This is a genomic window from Streptomyces europaeiscabiei (assembly GCF_001550375.1).
GTDB classification, from domain to species: domain Bacteria; phylum Actinomycetota; class Actinomycetes; order Streptomycetales; family Streptomycetaceae; genus Streptomyces; species Streptomyces europaeiscabiei.
Genome location: NZ_LRTR01000177.1, coordinates 1 through 22,194, shown reverse-complemented (window position 1 = coordinate 22,194; position 22,194 = coordinate 1). Strand labels below are relative to the sequence as shown.

Annotated in this window: 18 protein-coding genes and 1 pseudogene; 14 read left to right on the top strand and 5 right to left on the bottom strand. The window is 68.8% G+C overall.

Annotated elements, in window-relative coordinates; all coding sequences use genetic code 11:
- Positions 1-17: 17 nt before the first annotated feature.
- The 4 genes from AWZ10_RS08550 to AWZ10_RS53545 all read left to right on the top strand — a co-directional run bounded on the left by AWZ10_RS08550 (position 18) and on the right by AWZ10_RS53545 (position 3,940).
- Positions 18-995: an ABC transporter permease gene (locus tag AWZ10_RS08550; protein WP_046704635.1), complete on the top strand. Its 978-nt coding sequence runs from the start codon at positions 18-20 to the stop codon at positions 993-995.
- Between the two features lie 10 nt (positions 996-1,005).
- A complete protein-coding gene (locus AWZ10_RS08545) occupies positions 1,006-2,067 on the top strand; it encodes an ABC transporter ATP-binding protein (protein WP_046704636.1) in 1,062 nt (353 codons plus the stop codon).
- A gap of 13 nt (positions 2,068-2,080) precedes the next feature.
- Positions 2,081-3,223, top strand: coding sequence for an ABC transporter ATP-binding protein (locus tag AWZ10_RS08540; protein ID WP_060890789.1), 1,143 nt, complete (start codon positions 2,081-2,083; stop codon positions 3,221-3,223).
- Between the two features lie 468 nt (positions 3,224-3,691).
- Entirely contained in the window at positions 3,692-3,940 is a 249-nt protein-coding gene (locus AWZ10_RS53545) for an HAD-IA family hydrolase (RefSeq protein WP_167365931.1), read from the top strand.
- A gap of 499 nt (positions 3,941-4,439) precedes the next feature.
- Here the strand turns inward: AWZ10_RS53545 and AWZ10_RS08535 are convergent, their stop codons facing one another.
- Positions 4,440-4,997 carry a hypothetical protein gene (locus AWZ10_RS08535; protein WP_046704638.1) on the bottom strand — a complete coding sequence of 186 codons (558 nt, stop codon included), beginning with the start codon at positions 4,995-4,997 and terminating at the stop codon, positions 4,440-4,442.
- 1,304 nt (positions 4,998-6,301) lie between these two features.
- Here AWZ10_RS08535 and AWZ10_RS08525 point away from each other — a divergent pair.
- Positions 6,302-6,685, top strand: a complete 384-nt coding sequence (locus tag AWZ10_RS08525) for a VOC family protein (protein WP_046704640.1) — start codon at positions 6,302-6,304, stop codon at positions 6,683-6,685.
- A 73-nt stretch (positions 6,686-6,758) separates the two neighbouring features.
- Here the strand turns inward: AWZ10_RS08525 and AWZ10_RS08520 are convergent, their stop codons facing one another.
- The 3 genes from AWZ10_RS08520 to AWZ10_RS08510 all read right to left on the bottom strand — a co-directional run bounded on the left by AWZ10_RS08520 (position 6,759) and on the right by AWZ10_RS08510 (position 10,664).
- Entirely contained in the window at positions 6,759-7,742 is a 984-nt protein-coding gene (locus AWZ10_RS08520) for an ABC transporter permease (RefSeq protein ID WP_046704641.1), read from the bottom strand.
- A 23-nt stretch (positions 7,743-7,765) separates the two neighbouring features.
- Entirely contained in the window at positions 7,766-9,556 is a 1,791-nt protein-coding gene (locus AWZ10_RS08515) for an ABC transporter substrate-binding protein (protein ID WP_060890788.1), read from the bottom strand.
- Between the two features lie 100 nt (positions 9,557-9,656).
- The gene (locus AWZ10_RS08510; RefSeq protein WP_046704643.1) at positions 9,657-10,664 is read right to left on the bottom strand and encodes an ABC transporter permease; all 1,008 of its coding nucleotides are present in this window, start codon (positions 10,662-10,664) and stop codon (positions 9,657-9,659) included.
- Between the two features lie 580 nt (positions 10,665-11,244).
- On the opposite strand from AWZ10_RS08510, the gene AWZ10_RS08505 reads away from it, so the two are divergent.
- From AWZ10_RS08505 to AWZ10_RS08485, 5 genes are all read left to right on the top strand, one after another.
- The gene (locus AWZ10_RS08505) at positions 11,245-12,891 is read left to right on the top strand and encodes a peptide ABC transporter substrate-binding protein (RefSeq protein WP_046704644.1); all 1,647 of its coding nucleotides are present in this window, start codon (positions 11,245-11,247) and stop codon (positions 12,889-12,891) included.
- A 6-nt stretch (positions 12,892-12,897) separates the two neighbouring features.
- A complete protein-coding gene (locus tag AWZ10_RS08500) occupies positions 12,898-13,821 on the top strand; it encodes an ABC transporter permease (RefSeq protein ID WP_046704645.1) in 924 nt (307 codons plus the stop codon).
- Entirely contained in the window at positions 13,814-14,830 is a 1,017-nt protein-coding gene (locus AWZ10_RS08495; RefSeq protein ID WP_046704646.1) for an ABC transporter permease, read from the top strand. Before AWZ10_RS08500 ends, AWZ10_RS08495 begins: the two co-directional genes overlap by 8 nt.
- A 192-nt stretch (positions 14,831-15,022) precedes the next feature.
- Positions 15,023-16,033 carry an ABC transporter ATP-binding protein gene (locus AWZ10_RS08490; protein ID WP_037694889.1) on the top strand — a complete coding sequence of 337 codons (1,011 nt, stop codon included), beginning with the start codon at positions 15,023-15,025 and terminating at the stop codon, positions 16,031-16,033.
- A complete protein-coding gene (locus tag AWZ10_RS08485; protein ID WP_060890787.1) occupies positions 15,999-17,171 on the top strand; it encodes an ABC transporter ATP-binding protein in 1,173 nt (390 codons plus the stop codon). The genes AWZ10_RS08490 and AWZ10_RS08485 overlap by 35 nt, the downstream gene beginning before the upstream one ends.
- Before the next feature lie 160 nt (positions 17,172-17,331).
- Here the strand turns inward: AWZ10_RS08485 and AWZ10_RS08480 are convergent, their stop codons facing one another.
- A complete protein-coding gene (locus AWZ10_RS08480) occupies positions 17,332-19,527 on the bottom strand; it encodes a prolyl oligopeptidase family serine peptidase (RefSeq protein ID WP_060890786.1) in 2,196 nt (731 codons plus the stop codon).
- A 224-nt stretch (positions 19,528-19,751) separates the two neighbouring features.
- On the opposite strand from AWZ10_RS08480, the gene AWZ10_RS08475 reads away from it, so the two are divergent.
- From AWZ10_RS08475 to AWZ10_RS08460, 4 genes and pseudogenes are all read left to right on the top strand, one after another.
- On the top strand, positions 19,752-19,946 hold the full coding sequence (locus AWZ10_RS08475; protein ID WP_005480627.1) for a hypothetical protein: 195 nt from the start codon (positions 19,752-19,754) through the stop codon (positions 19,944-19,946).
- A gap of 127 nt (positions 19,947-20,073) precedes the next feature.
- Positions 20,074-21,045 (top strand): N-acetyl-1-D-myo-inositol-2-amino-2-deoxy-alpha-D-glucopyranoside deacetylase, encoded by a 972-nt coding sequence (mshB, locus tag AWZ10_RS08470; protein WP_173531506.1) that lies wholly within the window; start codon positions 20,074-20,076, stop codon positions 21,043-21,045.
- Positions 21,046-21,109: 64 nt separating this feature from the next.
- Complete coding sequence (locus AWZ10_RS08465; RefSeq protein ID WP_046704650.1) at positions 21,110-21,541, top strand: DUF6113 family protein; 432 nt, start codon at positions 21,110-21,112, stop codon at positions 21,539-21,541.
- A gap of 159 nt (positions 21,542-21,700) precedes the next feature.
- Positions 21,701-22,194 (top strand): annotated as a pseudogene (locus AWZ10_RS08460) (hypothetical protein); the annotation flags it as partial.

Sequence of the window (22,194 nt, the reverse complement as noted above, 5' to 3'; positions counted from 1 at the left end):
GAGAGCATCCACCCGCCATGCTTCAGTTCCTCATCCGCAGGCTGATCGGCGCCGTCGTCATCATGTTCCTGATCGGCGCCTTCACGTTCTTCCTGTTCTATACGATCCCCCAAGACTTCGCGCAGCTGTCCTGCGGCAAGAACTGCTCCCCCGAGAACATCGCGGTCATCAGAGAGAACCTCGGCCTCGACAAGCCCATCACCACGCAGTTCTGGGACTTCATGTCCGGCATCGTCGTCGGCCGGGACTTCGCGGTGGGGCACTGCTCCGCGCCGTGCCTGGGCGTCTCCTTCAACAGCGGTGAATTCGTCTGGGACTCCATCGTCGACAGCTTCCCGCTCACCCTGTCGCTGACCATCGGTGGTCTGATCATCTTCCTGGTGTTCGGCCTCGGTACCGGTCTGCTCGCCGCCTGGAAGCGCGGCACCGCCGTCGACAAGGCCGTCAGCGGCGCCTCGATGGTCCTCAGCTCGTTCCAGATTTACTTCCTCGGCCCGATCGTCCTCGGCATCTTCGTCTTCAGCACCGGCTGGATGGAGAGCCCCAAGTACGTGCCGTTCACCGAGGATCCGGCAGGCTGGTTCATGGGCCTGCTGATCCCCTGGGCCGTGATGGCCACCATCTTCACCGCCCAGTACACGCGTATGGCTCGCTCGACGATGATTGAACAGCTCTCGGAGGAGCACGTCCGCACGGCCCGGGCCAAGGGCATGAAGCAGCGGTACGTATTCTTCCGTTATGCCTGGCGTGGTTCACTCATTCCGATCGTCACCATCATCGGCATGGACCTGAGCGCGCTGCTTTCCGGCGCAGTGGTCACGGAATTCACCTTCGACCTGGCCGGCCTCGGGCGTCTCGCGGTCGAGTCCTCTCAAGGCAAGGACATTCCGGCGACGATGGGCGTGATGCTGTTCGGCGCGTTCTTCATCCTGATGCTGAACATCATCGTGGACATCGCCTACGCCTACATCGACCCGCGCGTGCGCCTCAGCTAGGAGAAATACCGTGACCACTCTGACCAAGACCGAAGGTGAGAAGGCCCCGACCGGGCCGGAGGCCTTCCTCTCGGTCCGCGACCTGCGGGTGCGGTTCTCCACCGAGGACGGCATAGTCAAGGCCGTCGACGGGCTCTCCTTCGACGTCGAGCGCGGCAAGACGCTGGGCATCGTGGGTGAGTCGGGCTCCGGCAAGTCCGTGACCAACCTGACCGTCCTCGGTCTGCACAACCCCAAGACCACCACCGTCGAGGGCGAGATCATCCTCGACGGCAAGGAACTCGTCACCGCCAAGGAGAAGGAGCTGGAGCAGCTCCGCGGCAACAAGGTGGCGATGATCTTCCAGGACCCGCTGACGGCGCTCTCGCCGTACTACACGGTGGGCCGGCAGATCGCCGAGCCGTTCATGAAGCACACCGGCGCCTCCAAGAAGGAGGCCCGGCAGCGGACCATCGAGATGCTGGCCAAGGTCGGCATCCCGCACCCGCAGTCGCGCGTGGACGACTACCCGCACCAGTTCTCCGGCGGTATGCGCCAGCGCGCCATGATCGCCATGGCGCTGGTCTGCGACCCCGACCTGCTGATCGCGGACGAGCCCACCACCGCCCTCGACGTGACCGTCCAGGCGCAGATCCTCGACCTGCTCAAGGACCTCCAGCAGGAGTTCGGCTCCGCGATCATCTTCATCACGCACGACCTCGGCGTCATCTCCGACATGGCCGACGACCTGCTGGTGATGTACTCGGGCCGGGCCGTGGAGCGCGGCAGTGTCCGCGAGGTGCTGCGCAACCCCACGCACCCCTACACCTGGGGTCTGCTCAGCTCGATGCCCCGCCTCGGCGGCGACACCAGCCAGGCGCTCACCCCGATCCCCGGCTCCCCGCCCAGCCTGCTCAACCCGCCCAGCGGCTGCCCGTTCCACCCGCGCTGCGCGTTCACGGGCGAGGTCACCGGCGACCGGTGCAGCACCGAGCGGCCGTCGCTCGGCGAGGGGCGCGACTCTGCCTGCCACCTGACGGCGGAGCAGAAGCAGACCATCTTCATCGACAAGATCCAGCCCCGGCTGCGCTAGGGAGAACCGAGACATGAGCGACAACCTCACCCTCCCCGCACAACAGGGCTCCAAGGACACCGCGGCAGAAACACTCCTCAGGGTCGAGGGCCTGACGAAGCACTTCCCCATCTACGGCGGCTTCCCGATCAAGCGCAAGGTCGGTGCGGTCCAGGCGGTGGACGGCATCGACCTGACCGTCGGTGTCGGCGAGAGCGTCGGCCTCGTCGGTGAGTCGGGCTGCGGCAAGTCGACCACCGGCCGGCTGATCACCAAGCTGATGGAGCCCACCGGCGGGAAGATCACCTACAAGGATCAGGACATCACGCACGCCTCGCGCAAGCAGCTCGCGCCGGTGCGGTCCGAGATCCAGATGATCTTCCAGGATCCGTACTCCTCGCTGAACCCGCGGCAGACGGTCGGCACGATCATCAAGTCGCCGATGGAGGTCAACGGGATCAACCCCGAGGGCGGCCGGGAGCAGAAGGTCCGCGAGCTCCTCGAACTGGTCGGCCTCAACCCCGAGCACTACAACCGCTTCCCGCACGAGTTCTCCGGCGGCCAGCGCCAGCGCATCGGGGTCGCCCGCGCGCTTGCCCTGAACCCGAAGCTGATCGTCGCGGACGAGCCGGTCTCGGCGCTGGACGTGTCGATCCAGGCGCAGGTCGTCAACCTGCTCCAGAAGGTCCAGGACGAGCTGGGCATCGCGTTCCTGTTCATCGCCCACGACCTCGCCATCGTCCGGCACTTCTCGAAGCGCGTCGCGGTCATGTACCTCGGCAAGATCGTCGAGGTCGCCGACCGTGACTCGCTCTACAACCGGCCTCGGCATCCCTACACCCACGCCCTCCTCTCGGCGGTGCCCGAGGTGGCGATCGACGACGAGGTCGAGGTGAAGGAGCGGATCCGGCTCGCCGGTGACGTGCCCTCGCCGATCTCCCCACCGTCCGGCTGCCGCTTCCGTACCCGCTGCTGGAAGGCGCAGGACAAGTGCGCCTCCGAGGAGCCGCCGCTGGTCCAGCTCTCCGGCAACCTGGACGGCCACCTGACGGCCTGCCACTTCCCGGAGGACCCCACGACCGAGGCCCGCGCCGAGGACGTCGTCCTGGACCCGGCGCTCAAGGCGCTGGAGGACAGCGCGGCGGACGAGGCCGGGGCTACGGTCAAGAAGAACTGACCGGCCATTCTTTCGCTCGCTGCAGGGCCTGCCGTACGGCAGGCCCTGCAGCGTTTTGAGGGTCGGCGATCGGGTGATGGGGGGCAACGGGTGGCAGCAGGGGGGCATTGGCCGCCGCCGTGCTGTGCGACGTGGATGGGGTGCTGATCGACACCGCCGACGCCCACGGCCGGGTCTGACGGGCATGGGTGCGGGGGCTGGATCCCGAGGCCGTGTGGCTGACCATGCAGGGCGGTGGCGGGCGGACATCCCTCGGCTGGTGGCTCCGGAGCGTGATCCAGCCGAGGAATACTGTGCCCTGGACCGGCTGATGGCGGTGGAGGAGCCCGGGTTCCGCGCCTTCGACGGAGCCGCCGAGTTGCTGGGGGTGTTGCCGCGGGGCCGTTGGGCTGTCGTCTTTTCCAGTCGTGCGGAGCCCACTGCGGCCAGGCTCACCCGTACGGGGTTGGTGGTGCCGGAGGTGCGGGTGTGCGCCGAGGATGTGTACGAGAGGGCAAGCCGTCATCGGAGGGCTGCCTGGCCGCCGCCGCCCGCCTGGGCGCCGATCCGGCCCGGTGCCTGGTCGTCGAGGACGCGCCGGCGGGCATCGCGGCCGGTTGCACGGTGAACGCGGTGGCGTCCACGCATCGGTCGGAGGAACTCGGCGACCGCATGCCTGTTTCGGGTCTCTGCGGGAGGCGTCTGACGCCGTACTGCGCGCGATGGGCGGAGACATAGCCGGGGAGGGAGAGGTGCGCGTGGTGGAAGAGGGAGCCGTGACAGAAGACGGATCCGCCCGTCGCGCACGTCCCTGACCGACGTACTCGCGCCCGAGGGCGCCCTGGAGGGGTGATCCGCAGTGCCCGGAGCCCGACGGCGGCCAGCGCAGCCACGACCTCTCCGTGCTTCCCCGAGAACGTCACACAGGCCCCGGACTCCGTCGAGGGCGTCCTCGACCTGCTGGGCGGCGGACAGCGGGCGGTACGCCGAACTGCTGTGGCGGGTGGGGGAGATGGCACCGCAGGGGCTGCGGTGTGTGGTCAAGGAAATCAGCCGGGAGGCCCCGGCGGGCTGTGGATGAGCGGCTCATGACAGGAGAGGCTGCTCGGCCGTCCGCCGCGGCCGACGATGACAAACCCGGTGACCCCGCTGAAGCGTCCCCTGGCGGAGAGACAACGGTGGTGGTGACCGAAGGAGGCCCGCCAAGATTGCTCGGAGGGCCGCCTTCATGAATGTCCTACACGTGCCTGTACTCAAGGCGCCAGAAGTCGTTGCTGCTGCGCTTGGTCGGAGCGATGATGGTCTTGTTCCAAGAGTGCTTGGTGACGGTGCCCTTGCAGTTGGGCTTGGTAGTAGTGATGCTCTTGCCGACCTGGAACTTCTTGGCTTCGTGGAAAAGCCTCATGCGGACCTGGTTCTTGCCCTGGACCTTCTTGGCCTTCATTTCGTAGTTCCAGCTCTTGGAGCTGGACCACTCTCCGCCGACGGTCACGCTGAACGACGTGCTTGCCTTGGTGAAGATCACCCCGGCCTCGGCCTCGATACCAGCGGTACCGCTGACGCTCGCGGTCGCCGTGCTGCTCCTGTTGTAGCTGACCGAGACCTCTGAGGCGCTCGTCATGTCCATCCACGTGCTGGTCAGGTTGGTCCCCCTGTACACCGTGGACTTCTTGGAGATGGCGTACTTCTTCACCGGGTCCGGAGCACACGCGGCGAAGGCGGGCGAGCCGGTGACGCCCACCAGACCGCCAGCCACGATGACAGAGGTGAGCGTGGAGCTTACAAGTCTCTTCATGAAATTCCCTTGCGGGCCATGCCCATTGGGCATCGCCGAGCTTGAGCCGTTGGAACACGGCTGGGTGTGGTGTGCGAAGGCGCACGGTCCATGCCGGGGCGCCGATACTGCAGACTTCGCGGACCGTTTTCGGTCTTCCGCGAGGGGAAGTTCAGACCCAACGGTGGCGAACTTCGCGGTGCTACCAAGGCCTTTCGCGGATAGCTGTGACTGTGGCCGGCCGGTGTGTGGCCGCGCAGTGCAGTGAGAGGAGCGAACCGCTCATCAGAACCCCCGTTCAGATGGTCAACGCGTGTACCGGAAGCGGCGCTTGAGCGAGCCGTCCGGGGCGCAGGGAGAAGATTGGCCGGGTGCTGGTGAGAAGGCAAGTGGGATGCGCCGCAGTGCAGTTCGGGCCTCATATGTATGGCCTGAACATGGATGAGCAAAGTGACCAAAAGGGAGGTCGAGGAAGTTTTGATCACGGAGTGTGGGTGGATTTACAGCTTTATGTTCCCGCCTGGTGAGATCTATATCTCACTTGTCCGTGCGCTTCGCGGTGCGAAGGGTGCCCAACCTCAATTCTTTCTCAAGTGCGGAACGCCTTCAGGGTTCCAGCATTAATTTGTCACTCGGGTGGGTGTCGGGGATGGTTGCCGACGATGACGAAATGCGTCGATACGCCTCACGCCTGCGACGAGCGGATGTAGTTGACCACCTTCCTCGACTGCGCACGGGGCACCGCGCTTGCCAACTGTGAGGGCATGTCACCGCAGGAAGCGCGGAAGACGCCGCTGCCGGGATAACTGCTCATGTCCATGTGCGAGCTGATCGGGCACCTGAGGTGGGTCCAGTACTCCTGGGTCCGTGTGGTGTCCCTCAGGGAGTGCACGGCCAGTCCGCTTGCAGAGGTGACTGCCGACGATTTCGGCCCGGCGGTGCGCCTCGCCGTCTACCTCCGCTGGGTGCTCCTCCACCTCGTGAAGGGACCTCCCGGCACGAGGGGCACCGTGATGTCGTTCGGGAGCTCGTCGATGATCGAACTGGCGTCTGGCCGAGGAAGGGTGGACGAGGACCTTGTAGGCGCCGCCTGTCATTCGGAGGGCCGCACTCGATGCCCTGCGTTGACGGCCGTTCTTGGCCGAGTTGTCGAATCCGAGGGCAAACCGTCGCCCGAGGGGTATCCGACCGTCGCCGTAAGGGTCGGCACCGCCCCGGCTCGGTGCCTGGTCGTCGAGTACGCGCCAACAGGGGACGATCCTGCAGTACGCACCACACGTAACGCGACACCGCACACGACACACCCAACCCGACGGAGACATCAGTTGAGCCAGAGTCACCCCAGCATCCACAGCCTCACCTTCGACTGCACCGGCGACCCGTACGACGTCGCCCTCTTCTGGAGCGAGCTGCTCGGCCGGCCGCTCGCCGATGACGACAAGCCCGGTGACCCGGAGGCGCTGATCGCGGACCCGGCGGGCGGCCCGCGGTTGCTGTTCGTGCGGGTGCCCGAGGGCAAGGCGGTGAAGAACCGGATCCACTTCGACCTCAAGCCCCATGGCCGGACCCGCGCCGAGGAGGTCGAGCGGGCGCTCGCGCTGGGCGCCCGGGTGGTCGCCGACCACACCCGCCCCGACGGCGGCGGCTGGGTCCTCATGGCCGACCCCGAGGGCAACGAATTCTGTGTGGAGCGGGGGGAGTTGGGGTAAAGCTGGGCGGGCCGGGCCGGGATGCCAAAGGCTGGCTCAGCCGCAGTCGGCCCCGGCGCAGCCCCATTCCGCCCTACGCCAACCGCACCCGCGGATCGATCAGCGCGTACACCGCGTCCACCACGATGTTCGCCACGACGATCGCCGCCGCCGCGACGAGGACGACTCCGAGGAGCAGGGGCAGGTCGTTGTCGCGGACGGCCTTGATGGAGAGGGCGCCGATGCCGTGGAGGCCGAAGGTCTCCTCGGTGATGATGGCGCCCCCCAGGAGGTAGCCGAGGTCGAGACCGAGGATGGTGACGATGGGGCCCATGGCGCCGCGCCAGGCGTAGCGGAAGAAGACCGTGGACCGGGACATGCCCTTGGCGCGGGCCGTGCGGACGTACTCCTCGGCGAGGGTCTCCACGAGCTGGGAGCGGGTCATCCGCGTGTAGTTGGCGGTGAAGATGATCGCGAGGACCAGCCAGGGGAGGAGGAGGCCCTTGAACCAGGCCGACGGGTCCTGGGTGAAGCCGACGGCGTCGGAGGGGCGGGGCAGCAGGCCCCACTGGTCGGACAGGTAGTACATCGCGACCACGCCGACGATGTAGATCTGGAGGGACGAGCCGACCAGGGATGCCGAGGACGCGATCTTGTCCAGTGCGCGGCCCTGCGCCACCGCAGCGATCATGCCGGTGCCCACACCGAACGCGACGAAGACGACCGTGCTGCCGAGCGCCAGCGAGAGCGTGGTCGGGAAGCGGTCGGTGATCAGGCCGAGGACCGGCTCGTGGTTGGTGAAGGAGTAGCCCAGGCAGGGGGCCGGGCAGTGGCCGAGCCCGGTGTAGTCCCGGCCGGCGAACACCCCAGCCAGCCAGTGCCAGTACTGGACGGGGAGCGGGTCGTCGATGCCGAGGTTGTGCCGGACCAGCGCGAGCGTCTGCGGGGTGCACAGCTTGCCGCAGGCGGCGCGGGCGGGGTCGCGCGGGGCGACGTAGAAGAGGAGGAAGGTGACGGCGCTGATGATCAGCAGGATCAGCAGTGCGCTCAGTGTCCTGCGTGCGACGAAACGGATCATGGCTGCACGGGTCCCGGACCGGCTCAGGCCTTGACGTACAGCTTGTGGATGATGAACGCCGAGAACAGCGGGTCGAACTGGGCGCCGCCCACCTTGGAGCCGTACAGGTAGTAGCGCCGCTGGTAGGTCTCCGGGATGATCGGCGCCTCCTTCGCCATGATCGCCTTGTCCAGGGCCGCCCAGGCCGCGTTCGCCTTCTCGGTGTCGGTGATGGTCGCGTCCTTCTTGATCGCCGTGTTGACCCAGCCGGCGTTCAGCTGGGAGACGTTGGGGGCGTTGTCGGCGATCGTGGTGCCGTCGAAGAGCGGCTGGACGAGGGTGTAGGCGGCGGGCCAGTCCGGGGACCAGCCGTACCACATCACGTCGAACTGGTTGTCGATCTGCCCGACCTGGTCGTAGTAGCTCGTCGACTCCACGGGCTTGACGACCGGGTCGAAGCCCGCCTCCTTCAGCGCGTTGGCGATGACTACCTTGGTCTTGTCGTAGGCGTCGTTGCCGCCCTGCGGATAGGTGTAGACGATCTTCTGGCCGAGCTTGCCGGCCTCCTTCAGCAGGGACCTCGCCTTCGCCGTGTCGCCGCGGGGGTTCTTCAGCTTCCCGTAGACGTCGAACTTCACCCGGCCCGCGATGTCCGGACTGAGGATGGTGGTCGCGTAGTCGCCGGCCGACGGGCCGCCGTAGATGGAACGGATCTGCTCCAGCGGCCAGGCGTGGTTGAGGGCCTGGCGGACCCGGACGTCCTTGATGCGGCGGCAGTTGACGGCGTAGTAGTACAGGCCGGTCAGCAGGCCGTCGATGGTGCGGGACTCCAGGCCGGTATCGCTGATCACCTTCTGGATGCGTTCGGCCGGCACCCCGCTGTAGGCCATGACCGCGTAGCGGTCGGTCCCCGAGTCGGCGATCAGCCGGTCGGTGGCCGGGAGTGCCTCCGGTCCGAACTCGAAGACCACGGAGTCCGGGTAGGCGTTGCGGATCGGGTCGGTCCTCGGATCCCAGTGCGTGTTGCGCACCAGTGTCAGGGACTTGTCGACGGAGTGCTGCCTGATCCGGTACGGGCCGCAGGAGACGGGGTCCTTGTCGTACTTCTCCTTGCTGTCGTGGGCGACCGGCACGGCACCGTAGGAGTGCATCGCCAGCGCCCAGTTGAGGTCGGGGCGGGCCGTCTTCAGGTGGAAGGTGATGGTCTTCTTCGCGGTGTCCGTGACGACGGAGGAGAGGTGCTTGCCGCCGTACGGACCCTTGTAGAGCGACCGGAAGTCCTTCGAGCCGGTCAGCCAGGTCTGGACGTAGGTGGCGCCCTCGGTGGTGAAGCTCGCGAAGCCGCGCTCGATACCGTGGCGTACGTCGTCGACGGTCAGTTCGCTCCCGTCCTCCCACTTCAGCCCGTCCTTGAGGGTGAACGTCCACGTCCGGCCGCCGTCGGTCATCGTGCCCGTGTCGGTGGCGAGGTCGCCGACGAGCTTCATCGAGCCGTCGGAGGCGGTCTTGTAGCCGGTGAGACACCGGACGTAGAGGCCCGCGACCGTGGAGTTCCAGGCGAAGTAGATCCGCTGCGGGTCCAGGTGGGAGAAGTCGTCCGGGCCGATCGGGCGGATCGTGCCGCCCTTGCGCGCACCCGCCACCTCCGGCGCGGGACCGGTGGAGTCCGCCGCGGTGCCCACGGTGACCTTGGAGTACGTGGCGGCGGAGCCGGAGGCCGCGCCGCTCCCCGTCGCACCGCCCCCGCCCCCGCTGCTGCACGCGCTGAGGACCAGGGAGCCGCCGGCCGTCGCGACCGAGCTTGCGATGACGAAGTTTCTGCGGGAGATCGACATGGGAGTCCTGCCTGAGATGCCTGGGATGAGTGGGGAAGGGGGGCGCGGCCCTGAGAAGTGGCCCCGGGAGGGAGCGGGGTCCGCGCCGGGGCGGCCGTGCTCAGCGTCTGGTCCTCGGGTCCAGCGCGTCGCGGGCCGAGTCGCCGAGGAGGTTGAAGGCGATCACGAAGATCACCATCGAGAGGCCCGGGAAGAGCATGTAGGTGATGTCGCTCTGGTAGACCTGCGCGCCGCGCTGGATCATCACGCCCCAGTCGGGGGTGGGGTCGCTGAGGCCGACACCGAGGAAGGCGAGGGCCGCCTCGGTGGTGACGTACATGGGCAGCGCGAGGGTCGCCTGGATGAGGACCGGTGTCCACAGGTTGGGCAGCAGTTCCCGGAAGACGATCCGGGCCGCGGAGGCGCCGGTGACCTTGGCCGCCTCCACGAACTCCCGCTCACGCAGGGCGAGTACCTCCCCGCGCAGCAGTCGGGCGATGGGCGCCCAGCCGAAGGCGGTCATCACCGAGATCAGGCTCACCACCGTCAGCCAGGTCGGGGTGTTCTCGTCGGGCGGGACCAGGATCGAGAGCAGCACCGGCCACATGGCGATGAAGAAGAGCGTGGAGGGGAAGGCCAGCAGGATGTCGACGATCCGGCCCACGACGTTGTCGATCCGGCCGCCGAGATAGCCCGCCGTCACGCCGACGACGATGCCGAGCCCCGTGACCAGCAGGGTCGTCACCGTGGCGATCAGCAGGGAGTTGCGGATGCCGTAGAGGAGGAGGGTGAAGACGTCCCGGCCGAGCTGCGGCTCGACGCCGAACCAGAAGTCGCCGCTCACCCCGCCGTTCGGCGCGACGGGGAAACCGAACTGGTTCAGCAGGCCCGGCCGGTTCTGCCCGTACGTCGTGTACGGGTTCTTGCCGTAGAGCTTCGCGATCAGCGGTGCGGCGATCGCGGCGGCGAAGAACAGCAGCACGACGTACGCCGACACGATTCCGGCGCGGTCCCGACGGAACCGGCGCCAGGCGATCCGGCCGGGCGAGCTGGTGCCGCCGGTCCGGGGCGGGGTGGCGGGCGCCGCCTCGAAAGGCATGGCCGCTGAAGGTGCAGGCGAGGTCCCCATGGCGTGACCCTTCAACTCGCCGCCACCTCGGGTCAATGCGTCGTCCACGGCTTTGAGCTGGACTTTTGCCGCTTGACCGGGTGCGGGGGGTCCGGTTGTTCGCGCTTTGGCCGGGCATGACCAAGGCGAGGGAATCCGTGAACTCCCCTCTTACCGCCGCGAACCGTACTCTTACCGGCCGAAGTGGGGTCCGTGGGTGCCGGTCGTGGGTTTGTCGGGTGCCGGCGGGTGGGGCTTCTCGCGCAGTTCCCCCCGCCCCTGAAAAGCAGGGGCTGCGCCCCGTGCCTTCAGGCCTGCAGCCCCGTCGTTCTTCAGGCCCGCGTGGTCGTGGTCTTTCAGGCCCGCAGCCCCGTCGCTCTTCAGGCCCGCAGGGGCCTGGTCTTTCGGGCCCGCGGGCACCTGGTTTCAGGGGCGCGGGCACCTGGTCTTTCAGGGGCGCGGGGAACTGCGCGACCAGCCCCCGCCGGACCCGCGCCCGAGCGCGCACCCCGTACGGCCCCTCAGATGTGCGCTATGGGCAATATGCACCGATATTGTCCGATAACAAGAGCATCGCGCACGTACGACGAGGAGGCACCCCATGCGTGGAGCCACGCACGCCCGATGGATCGCCGGTGCGGCGGCGGTGGCTCTCGCCGCGACCGCCTGCGGGGGCGGGGACGACGACAGCGGCAGCAGCAGCGGCAGTGGTGACAGCGGCGCGGTGCTCAGCTCCTCCTGGGGCGACCCGCAGAACCCGCTGGAGCCGGCCAACACCAACGAGGTGCAGGGCGGCAAGGTGCTCGACATGATCTTCCGCGGCCTGAAGCGGTACGACCCCAAGACCGGTGAGGCGAAGGACATGCTCGCCGAGAAGATCGAGACCACCGACTCGCAGAACTTCACCGTCACCGTCAAGGACGGCTGGACCTTCAGCAACGGCGAGAAGGTCACCGCCAAGTCCTTCGTGGACGCCTGGAACTACGGGGCCAGCCTCAAGAACAACCAGAAGAACGCGTACTTCTTCGAGTACATCGAGGGCTACGACAAGACGCACCCCGACGACGGCAGCAAGCAGACCGCCGACACCCTCTCCGGGCTGAAGGTCGTCGACGACAACACCTTCACGGTCAAGCTCACCCAGAAGTTCTCGACCTTCCCCGACACCCTCGGCTACAACGCCTACGCCCCGCTGCCGCAGTCGTTCTTCACCGACCACGACGCCTGGCTGAGCAAGCCCGTCGGCAACGGCCCGTACGCCGTCGACTCGTACACCAAGGGCTCCCAGCTGTCGGTGCGGAAGTGGGACGACTACCCCGGCGAGGACAAGGCGCAGAACGGCGGCGTGGACCTGAAGGTCTACACCGACAACAACACCGCCTACACCGACCTGATGGCGGGCAACCTCGACCTTGTCGACGACGTCCCCGCCGCCCAGCTGAAGAACGTCCAGGCCGACCTCGGTGACCGGTACATCAACACCCCGGCCGGCATCATCCAGACCCTGTCCTTCCCGTTCTACGACAAGGACTGGAACAAGGAGGGCTCGGAGAAGGTCCGCGAGGGGCTGTCCCGGGCCATCGACCGCGACCAGATCACCGACACCATCTTCCAGAAGACCCGCACCCCCGCCACCGACTGGACCTCCCCCGTCCTCGGCGAGGAGGGCGGCTACAAGAAGGGTCTGTGCGGGGACGCCTGCGAGTACGACGCGGACGCGGCCAAGAAGCTGATCAAGGAGGGCGGCGGCCTCCCCGGCGGCCAGGTCAAGATCACGTACAACGCGGACACCGGCTCCCACAAGCAGTGGGTCGACGCCGTCTGCAACTCCATCAACAACGCCCTCGACAACGACAAGGCGTGCGTCGGCAACCCGGTCGGCACCTTCGCCGACTACCGCAACCAGATCACCCAGCGGAAGATGAGCGGCCCGTTCCGCGCCGGCTGGCAGATGGACTACCCGCTCATCCAGAACTTCCTGCAGCCGCTGTACTACACCAACGCCTCCTCCAACGACGGCAAGTGGTCCAACGCCGAGTTCGACAAGCTCGTCGACGAGGCCAACGCCGAGTCCGACACGGCGAAGGCCGTACAGACGTTCCAGCAGGCCGAGGAGGTCGTCCGGGACAACATGGCCGCCATCCCGCTCTGGTACCAGAACGGCAGCGCGGGCTACTCGGCGCGGCTCTCCGACGTCTCCCTGAACCCGTTCAGCGTGCCGGTGTACGACCAGATCAAGGTCGGCTGACCTCACATGGGACGGTATGTCGCCCGGCGCCTGCTGCAGATGATCCCGGTCTTCGTGGGCGCCACACTCCTGATCTTCCTGATGGTGAACGTGATGGGCGACCCCATCGCGGGCCTCTGCGGCGACCGGGAGTGCGATCCGGCGACGGCCGCCCAGCTGCGCCGGGAGTTCGGCCTCGACATGCCTGTCTGGCAGCAATACCTGACCTACATGGGCAACGTCTTCACCGGCGACTTCGGCACCGCGTTCAACGGGCAGGAGGTCACCGAGCTGATGGCCTCCGCCTTCCCCGTCACCATCCGGCTGACGATCGTCGCGATCCTCTTCGAGATCGTCATCGGTGTCGCCCTCGGTGTCGTCACCGGCCTGCGGCGCGGACGGCCCGTCGACACCGGGGCGCTGGTGGTCACCCTGGTCGTCATCTCCGTCCCCACCTTCGTCACCGGTCTGCTGCTCCAACTGCTGCTGGGCGTCGAGTGGGGCTGGATCAGCCCGTCAGTCTCCTCCGACGCCCCCTTCGACGAGCTGATCGTCCCCGGGCTCGTCCTCGCCTCCGTCTCCCTGGCGTACGTCACCCGCCTGACCCGGACGTCCATCGCGGAGAACACCCGCGCCGACTACGTCCGCACCGCCGTCGCCAAGGGGCTGCCCCGCCACCGCGTGATCCGCAAGCACCTGCTGCGGAACTCCCTGATCCCCGTGGTCACCTTCATCGGCACCGACATCGGCGCCCTCATGGGCGGCGCGATCGTCACCGAGCGGATCTTCAACATCCACGGCGTCGGCTACCAGCTCTACCAGGGCATCCTCCGCCAGAACACCCAGACCGTCGTCGGCTTCGTGACCGTCCTCGTCCTGGTGTTCCTGGCCGCCAACCTGATCGTCGACCTCCTCTACGCCGTACTCGACCCGAGGATCCGCTATGCCTGAGCCGCAGCCCCCGGAGCCCCACGTCTCGGGCGGCCAGCGCGCCGCCGAGAACGGGGCGATCGCCGCGACGGGGCTGGACGGCACCATGGATCTGGCCACCACCGAGGGGGAGACCCTGGAGAAGCGACTGGGCGACGACCCGGCGGGCGGCGGCCCGTCCGACAAGGCCCGCAGTCTCTGGTCCGACGCCTGGCGCGACCTGCGCCGCAACCCCGTCTTCATCATCTCGGCCCTGGTGATCCTCTTCCTGGTCGTGATCTCCCTCTGGCCGTCGCTGATCGCCTCCGGCAACCCGCTCAAGTGCGACCTGTCCAAGGCCCAGGAGGGCGCGCAGCCAGGCCACCCCTTCGGGTACGACGGCCAGGGCTGCGACGTGTACACCCGTACCGTCTACGGGGCGCGGATCTCCATCGCCGTCGGCGTCTGCGCCACGCTCGGCGTCGCGCTCCTCGGGTCGGTGCTCGGCGGGCTCGCCGGGTTCTTCGGCGGCTACTCGGACTCGTTCCTGTCCCGGATCACCGACGTCTTCTTCGCGATCCCGGTGGTGCTCGGCGGCCTGGTGCTGCTGTCCGTGGTCACCAGCAACAGCATCTGGCCGGTGATCGGCTTCATGGTGCTGCTCGGCTGGCCGCAGATCTCCCGCATCGCCCGGGGCGCGGTCATCACCGCCAAACAGAACGACTACGTCCAGGCCGCCCGCGCCCTGGGCGCCTCCAACTCCCGCATGCTGCTACGGCACATCACCCCGAACGCCGTCGCCCCGGTCATCGTCGTGGCCACCATCGCGCTGGGCACGTACATCGCCCTGGAGGCGACCCTCTCCTACCTCGGCGTCGGCCTCAAACCCCCCAGCGTCTCCTGGGGCATCGACATCTCCGCCGCCTCCCCGTACATCCGCAACGCCCCGCACGCGCTGCTCTGGCCCTCGGGAGCCCTCGCGATCACCGTCCTGGCGTTCATCATGCTGGGCGACGCGGTGCGCGACGCCCTCGACCCGAAGCTGAGGTGAGCGGTGGTCATGTCGCCGGGGTCGCGTGGTCCGTGGGTGGGGTGGCCAAGTCGGGCCGGTGGTGGGTGTGGGCGGGACCACGCGCCGCTGTGGCCCTCCGGGGCGCCGGTGGCCACCGTTCCGGAGCTTTCCTCCATGCCGGGCGACGCGGTGCGCGACGCCCTCGACCCGAAGCTGAGGTGAGCCGCCGTCATGCTGCTCGAAGTGCGTGATCTGCACGTGGAGTTCCGGACGCGGGACGGGGTCGCCAAAGCGGTCAACGGGGTCGACTACGGGGTGGACGAGGGGCAGACGCTGGCCGTGCTCGGCGAGTCCGGCTCCGGGAAGTCGGTCACCGCGCAGGCGATCATGGGCATCCTCGACATGCCGCCCGGGAGGATCACCGGCGGCGAGATCCTCTTCAAGGGCCAGGACCTGCTGAAGCTCAAGGAGGAGGAGCGCCGGAAGGTCCGCGGTGCCGAGATGGCGATGATCTTCCAGGACGCCCTGTCCTCACTGAACCCCGTGCTGAGCGTCGGTGACCAGCTCGGCGAGATGTTCGTCGTGCACCGGGGCATGTCGAAGAAGGACGCCCGCGCCAGGGCCGTCGAGCTGATGGACCGGGTCCGCATCCCCGGTGCCAGGGAACGCGTACGGGACTACCCGCACCAGTTCTCCGGCGGCATGCGCCAGCGCATCATGATCGCCATGGCGCTGGCCCTGGAACCCGCGCTGATCATCGCCGACGAACCGACGACCGCGCTGGACGTCACCGTCCAGGCCCAGGTCATGGACCTTCTGGCCGAACTCCAGCGTGAACTCCGCATGGGCCTCGTCCTCATCACCCACGACCTCGGAGTCGTCGCGGACGTCGCCGACCGCATCGCCGTGATGTACGCGGGCCGGATCGTGGAGTCCGCCCCGGTCCACGACATCTACAAGGCCCCGGCCCACCCGTACACCCGGGGCCTCCTCGACTCGATCCCGCGCCTGGACCAGAAGGGCCAGGAGCTGTACGCGATCAAGGGCCTGCCGCCCAACCTCATGCACATCCCGCCCGGCTGCGCCTTCAACCCCCGCTGCCCGATGGCCCGCGACGTGTGCCGGACCGACGTACCCCCGCTGTACGACGTGGAGCCGTCGGACGGGATCCGGATGAGCGCCTGCCACTTCTGGAGGGAGTGCCTCGATGACCACGACGACCGAGACGGTCACACCGGCTGAGCCGATCCTGGAGGTCAGCGGCCTGGTCAAGCACTACCCGCTCACCCAGGGCATCCTGTTCAAGAAGCAGGTCGGCGCGGTGAAGGCCGTCGACGGCGTCGACTTCGCGCTGGGTGCGGGGGAAACCCTCGGCATCGTCGGCGAGTCCGGCTGCGGCAAGTCCACGGTCGCCAAGATGCTGGTCAACCTGGAACGGCCGACCGCCGGCGCGATCCGCTACAAGGGCGAGGACATCACCAGGCTCTCCGGCAAGGCACTCAAGGCCGTCCGCCGCAACATCCAGATGGTCTTCCAGGACCCGTACACCTCCCTCAACCCCCGCATGACCGTCGGTGACATCGTCGGGGAGCCGTACGACATCCACCCCGAGGTCGCGCCCAGGGGCGACCGCCGGCGCCGGGTGCAGGAGCTCCTCGACGTGGTCGGCCTCAACCCCGAGTACATCAACCGCTACCCGCACCAGTTCTCCGGCGGCCAGCGCCAGCGCATCGGCATCGCGCGCGGGCTGGCGCTCCGCCCCGAGATCATCGTCGCCGACGAGCCCGTCTCCGCCCTCGACGTCTCCGTCCAGGCCCAGGTCATCAACCTGCTGGACCGGCTCCAGAGCGAGTTCGGACTGTCGTACGTGTTCATCGCGCACGACCTGTCGATCGTGCGGCACATCTCCGACCGGGTCGGCGTGATGTACCTCGGGCGGATCGTGGAGATCGGCCGCGACGCGGAGATCTACGACCACCCGACGCATCCCTACACCCAGGCGCTGCTGTCCGCCGTGCCCGTCCCGGACCCCGAGGCCCGCGAGCACCGGGAGCGGATCATCCTCTTCGGCGATGTGCCCTCCCCGACGAACATCCCGTCCGGGTGCCGCTTCCGCACACGCTGCTGGAAGGCCCAGGAGCGCTGCGCGCTGGAGGTGCCGCTGCTCGCGGTCCCGGCGGAGTTCCGGCTCACGACCGGCCCGGCGGCCCATGACTCGGCCTGCCACTTCGCGGAGGAGAAGCAGGTGGTGCCGTCGGAGGAGCCGACCGAGGAGCCGACCGAGGAGCCGACCGAGGAGCCGACCGACGAACCGACCGACGAACCGGCTGGGGGTTCGGCCGAGGAATCTGCGGACGATCATGAGGATGGGTCGGAATAGGCGTATAAATGCGCACCAACCGCGTTAACACACAGGCAACTTGGCTGACGTCGTTCCGATATACGGACGCGCGAATCTAAATGACGTACGGCCGTGCGGGTGCCGTAAACGGGCCGGGGCTCGCCATGTAGCCCCGGCCCGTTGCCGTGCCCGCCCGCGCCTAGGCCAGTCCCAGCGAACGCTTCAGGAAGTCCACCTGGAGCAGCAGCAGGTTCTCCGCGACCTGTTCCTGGGGGGTGATGTGGGTGACCCCGGAGAGTGGCAGGACCTCGTGGGGGCGGCCGGCCGCGAGGAGCGCGGAGGACAGGCGCAGGGCGTGGGCGAAGACGACGTTGTCGTCGGCGGTGCCGTGCACGATCATCAGCGGGCGGTGCGGCTCGGCGGGCGCGGACAGCCCCTCGCCCGTGATCAGTGAACTCTTGGCGTACGCCGCCGGGGCCGTCGTCGGATCGCCCAGATACCGCTCCGTGTAGTGCGTGTCGTACAGCCGCCAGTCGGTGACCGGGGCGCCCGCGATGCCGGCGTGGAAGACGTCCGGCCGGCGCAGCACGGCGAGAGCCGCGAGCCAGCCGCCGTACGACCAGCCGCGGATCGCCACCCGGGACAGGTCCAGCGGATGCGAGGCCGCCAGGTCGTGCAGCGCCTCCACCTGGTCGTCCAGGGAGAGCGTGAAGTCGCCGTCGATCTCCTTCTCCCAGGCGGGGGAGCGGCCGGGGGTGCCGCGCCCGTCGGCGACCACCACCGCGAAACCCTGGTCGGCGAACCACTGCGAGGTGAGGTGCGCGTTGTGGGCGGCGAGCACCCGGGGCCCGTGCGGACCGCCGTAGGGGTCCATGAGGACCGGCAGGGGTGTGACCCCGTCGTAGTCCCTCGGCATAAGCAGGGCGCACGGTACGCGGCGTGCGCCCCCCTGTGTAAACCGTACGCGCGGGGACATACCGGGGTCTTCGGCGTATGACGCCACGGTCGCCACCTCCCCCCAGCCTCCGGCCGGGGGGACCCCCGTCTCCCTTCGGTCGCCGGCCCGCAGCACCTGCACGCGGGCGCCCGCCTTCTCCGGAACGGCCGAGATGAGCACGGTCACGCCCCCGGCGCGTACCGCCGAGTGCACTCCGGGTTCCTGCGAGACGCGCTCCACGCCCAGCTCGTTCACGCGGTAGACGTGGATCTCCCCGATCTCCGGGTCGGCCGCCGACGCGCCGGCCGACGCGGAGACCAGCACATCGGCGTCGGCCACGTCGAGCACCGCGCGGACGTGCAACTGCGTTCCCGTCAGCGGGCGTTCGCCGACCGCCAGCACCCGCGCGCCGCCCTCGTCCGCGACACGCACGAGCTGCCCCGACGGACTCCACGAGGGCACCCCAGGGAAAAGATCAAGCCAATGTGGATCTTCGTCGGCGTGCACCATCCGGGTCGCCCCCGAGTCCGGGTCCACGGCCAGGAACAGCTGGCTGCGCTGGTCCCGCGCCTGCACCAGGAGCAGCGGCGCACCCGCCGCTGACCAGTGCACATGCGCCAGATACGGGTAGCGCGCCCGGTCCCACACGACCTCCGTGCGGGTCCCGGAGAGGTCGATCACGAAGAGCCTGACGTCCGCGTTGGCGGTCCCGGCCGCCGGATACGCCACCCGCTGCGGGTCCCTCTCCGGCTGCGCGGGGTCGGAGATCCACCAGCGGCGCACCGGCGTGTCGTCCACGCGCGCCACCAGCAGACGGTCGGACTCGGGCGACCACCAGAATCCGCGTGAACGGCCCATCTCCTCGGCCGCGATGAACTCCGCCAGACCATGGGTGACGTTCTCCGGTCCCTCCTCCGTGAGCGCCAGGCCGTCGCCGCCCTCCGCCCCGACGACCCGCAGCGCGCCCCCGGTGACGTACGCGACGTACCGGCCGTCGGGGGAGGGGCGGGGGTCGATCACCGGTCCCGGAACGTCCAGTTCACGTGTCGTTCCGGCGCGCAGCTCGGCGACGAAAAGCCGCCCCGACAAGGCGAAGGAGGCCAGCTCCACGGCCGCGTCGGTGGCGTAGCCGACGATCCCGGCGCCACCCTCGCGCAGACGCTCACGGCGCGCGCGCTCCTCGGCCGACAACTCCTCCGAGGAGCCGGCGAGCAGCACGCCCGGGTCGGCCGCCACCCTCTCCCGGCCCTCGGCCGGGGGGACACCCGCCCCGCTTCGCCCGTCGCCGTCCCGGAGGTCCAGCACCCACAGCTTGTTGGCCCGCTCGGTGCCGGAGGAGGACCGCAGAAACACCACACGGGAGCCGTCCGGAGCGACGGAGAAAGCCCGTGGCGCGCCGAGGGTGAAACGTTGTGTCCGGGCGTGTCGGCGGGGAAAGGACTCGGGCTGGGTCGTCATGCTCCGACCATATTGGCCATGCGCCCCCTTGTGCGGCCGTGCGCCGATCGATGCGCGCGTATGGATAGTTATGATCACTACCGCTGGGTGGGTATGAACCTGCTGGCCGCTGTATGGATTTACAACTGCGTCACCCACGTCACCGGTTGACGACGGCTCCGCCGTCAGCCCTCGACAACTGTTTCGCTCCCCAGGTCCCAGGGAACTTTTGGAGGTGAGCCGCCGTGGCACTCTCGATTTCGGCGGTGGTGCTGCTGGCGATCATCGTCTTCATCCTGATCAAGAAGTCAGGGTTGAAGGCACCACACGCGATCATCTGCATCCTGCTCGGCTTCTACCTCGCCTCCTCGACCATCGCGCCGACGATCAGCGAGCTGACGACCAACATCGCGGGCATGATCGGCAGCATCAAGTTCTGACGCCTCCCGCCGCCGGGATCTCCCCGGGCCTGCCTGTCCCGCCAGGCCCTCGACCCTAGCGGCCGACCGTTCCTGTGAATGCCCGCGCCCGGCACAGGGCGGGCCGGGGGCCTCGTAGGGTGGGCCCATGACGGATCTGCCCGCCCCCGGCCTTCGGTCGGAGGGACCCCCGCCTCGCGTCGCTCGCCGACTGCTCCTGGTGCACGCGCACCCGGACGACGAGTCGATCAACAACGGCGCGACCATGGCCAAGTACGCGGCCGAGGGGGCGCGGGTGACGCTGGTGACCTGCACCCTCGGCGAGGAGGGCGAGGTCATCCCGCCCCGTCTCGCGCACCTCGCGCCCGACCGTGACGACACGCTGGGCCCCCACCGGGTGGACGAGCTGGCCGAGGCCATGAAGGAACTCGGCGTCACCGACCACCGCTTCCTCGGCGGCCCCGGCCGCTACCGCGACTCCGGGATGATGGGCGTCGAGCAGAACGAGCGCCCCGGCGCCTTCTGGTCCGCCGATGTCGACGAGGCCGCCGCCCACCTGGTCCGGGTGATCCGCGAGGTCCGTCCCCAGGTCCTCGTCACCTACGACCCTAACGGCGGATACGGCCACCCCGACCACATCCAGGCCCACCGCGTCGCCATGCGCGCCGCCGACCTGACCCCCGACCCGGACTTCCGCCCCGACCTGGGCGAGCCCTGGGACATCGACAAGGTCTACTGGAACCGGGTGCCGCGCGGGGTGCTCCTGGAGGGCTTCGGCCGGCTCCGCCGCGACCTCGCCGAGCCCGGACGGCTGCCGTTCAAGCAGGCCGCGAGCGTCACGGATGTGCCCGGAGTGGTGGACGACCACATCGTCACCACCGAGATCGACGGCACCGACTTCGCGGCAGCGAAGGCCGCCGCGATGCGGGCGCACGCCACCCAGATCGAGGTCGCCGAGCCGTACTTCGCCCTCTCCAACGCGCTGGCCCAGCCCTTCCTGAGCACCGAGTACTACGAGTTGGTACGCGGCAGACGCGAAGGCGGGAGCCGGGAGAGCGACTTGTTCGAGGGGATTCCCGATTTTTCTTTCGAGGAACGGCAGAACGGAACGGCCCTGTGATGCGTACGCATAGGTATGACAAACGAGTGGTGCGCTCGCACGTCTGCCGAGAGGCGGGCCGGCGATGAAGCGGACGGACCGGCCGACGGGCGGGCAAGGCGGCGCGCTCGCCCAGCCGTTGATGTTCCCCCCGCTGGTGCGCGCCGCCGCCCACCTGGGGCTCTTCGCGCTGGGAGCGGTGGTCGGCCTGGCCGGCGGGCTGCTCCAAGCGGCCTGGTTCCCCGGCGGATTGCTGCTCGCGCTGCTGGGCGCGGCCGGGCTCTTCCTGGGGGGTGCACGGGCGACGGACGGCCGGGCGGGGGCCGTTGCACCGGCCGCCGGCTGGATGATCTCCGTCGTCCTGCTGACGTCCACCCGGCCGGAGGGGGACTTCCTGTTCGGCGCGGGAGTCGGCTCGTATCTCTTCCTGCTCGGTGGCATGGCTGTGGCTGTGATGTGCGCCACCCTTGGGTGGGGGCGGCAACCGACCGGGCCCGATGCCCGACTTGGGAAGTGACCACCGCTTCGCCGCGGTGTGCGGGTGCGGGTCCGGTGTGGGTTTCCCACGCGGTCGTGGGATACGCGCCGGAAGTGGCCAGTATGGTGGTGCGCGCCGCCGAGCTGCCCGCTGAGTTGAGGTCGTGACGGGCGGCGGAGCAAACCGGGAGAACCTGCCTTGAGTCGTGAAACTGACACTTCGTCCTCCGGGGCCAATGGGCGCGGCAGCACCGCGTACCCGTCGGGGACACCGCCGTACGGCACGCCCATGGCCACCGAGGCCGGTGCCGAGGCGGCCCGTGCGGCCGCCGACGAGCGACCGGACGGACCCAGGACCGAGACCACGCTGACCACACGGGTCCGGATCAACATCCCCGGCTCGCGTCCGATCCCGCCGGTCGTCGTCCGTAAGCCGGTCGGCGACGGCGAGGGCGTCGCGGACGCCACCGGGTCCGAGTCGGAGACCACCGGCACCACGGCCATGCCCGTGTTCACGGACACCCCGGCGCCCGCGCCCGAACCGGCCGCGCCGGCCGACGACAAGCCCGCCAGTAACTGGTTCGCGCCCCGCAGGGGCTCCACCCCGCCCCCCAAGGGCGCGGGCGGCGGCGCCAGCAACGGGGCAGGGTTCTCCACCGGTGCCATCGGCGGTCCCGGCACCGGCGCGCCGGG

Coding starts and splice junctions, on each gene's coding strand:
- AWZ10_RS08520 (WP_046704641.1), bottom strand. CDS start 7,742: ATGATCCGTTTCGTCGCACGCAGGACACTGAGCGCACTGCTGATCCTG.
- AWZ10_RS08550 (WP_046704635.1), top strand. CDS start 18: ATGCTTCAGTTCCTCATCCGCAGGCTGATCGGCGCCGTCGTCATCATG.
- AWZ10_RS08540 (WP_060890789.1), top strand. CDS start 2,081: ATGAGCGACAACCTCACCCTCCCCGCACAACAGGGCTCCAAGGACACC.
- AWZ10_RS08500 (WP_046704645.1), top strand. CDS start 12,898: ATGGGACGGTATGTCGCCCGGCGCCTGCTGCAGATGATCCCGGTCTTC.
- mshB (WP_173531506.1), top strand. CDS start 20,074: ATGACGGATCTGCCCGCCCCCGGCCTTCGGTCGGAGGGACCCCCGCCT.
- AWZ10_RS08510 (WP_046704643.1), bottom strand. CDS start 10,664: ATGGGGACCTCGCCTGCACCTTCAGCGGCCATGCCTTTCGAGGCGGCG.
- AWZ10_RS08485 (WP_060890787.1), top strand. CDS start 15,999: ATGACCACGACGACCGAGACGGTCACACCGGCTGAGCCGATCCTGGAG.
- AWZ10_RS08495 (WP_046704646.1), top strand. CDS start 13,814: ATGCCTGAGCCGCAGCCCCCGGAGCCCCACGTCTCGGGCGGCCAGCGC.
- AWZ10_RS08505 (WP_046704644.1), top strand. CDS start 11,245: ATGCGTGGAGCCACGCACGCCCGATGGATCGCCGGTGCGGCGGCGGTG.
- AWZ10_RS08480 (WP_060890786.1), bottom strand. CDS start 19,527: ATGACGACCCAGCCCGAGTCCTTTCCCCGCCGACACGCCCGGACACAA.
- AWZ10_RS08465 (WP_046704650.1), top strand. CDS start 21,110: ATGAAGCGGACGGACCGGCCGACGGGCGGGCAAGGCGGCGCGCTCGCC.
- AWZ10_RS08490 (WP_037694889.1), top strand. CDS start 15,023: ATGCTGCTCGAAGTGCGTGATCTGCACGTGGAGTTCCGGACGCGGGAC.
- AWZ10_RS08535 (WP_046704638.1), bottom strand. CDS start 4,997: ATGAAGAGACTTGTAAGCTCCACGCTCACCTCTGTCATCGTGGCTGGC.
- AWZ10_RS08515 (WP_060890788.1), bottom strand. CDS start 9,556: ATGTCGATCTCCCGCAGAAACTTCGTCATCGCAAGCTCGGTCGCGACG.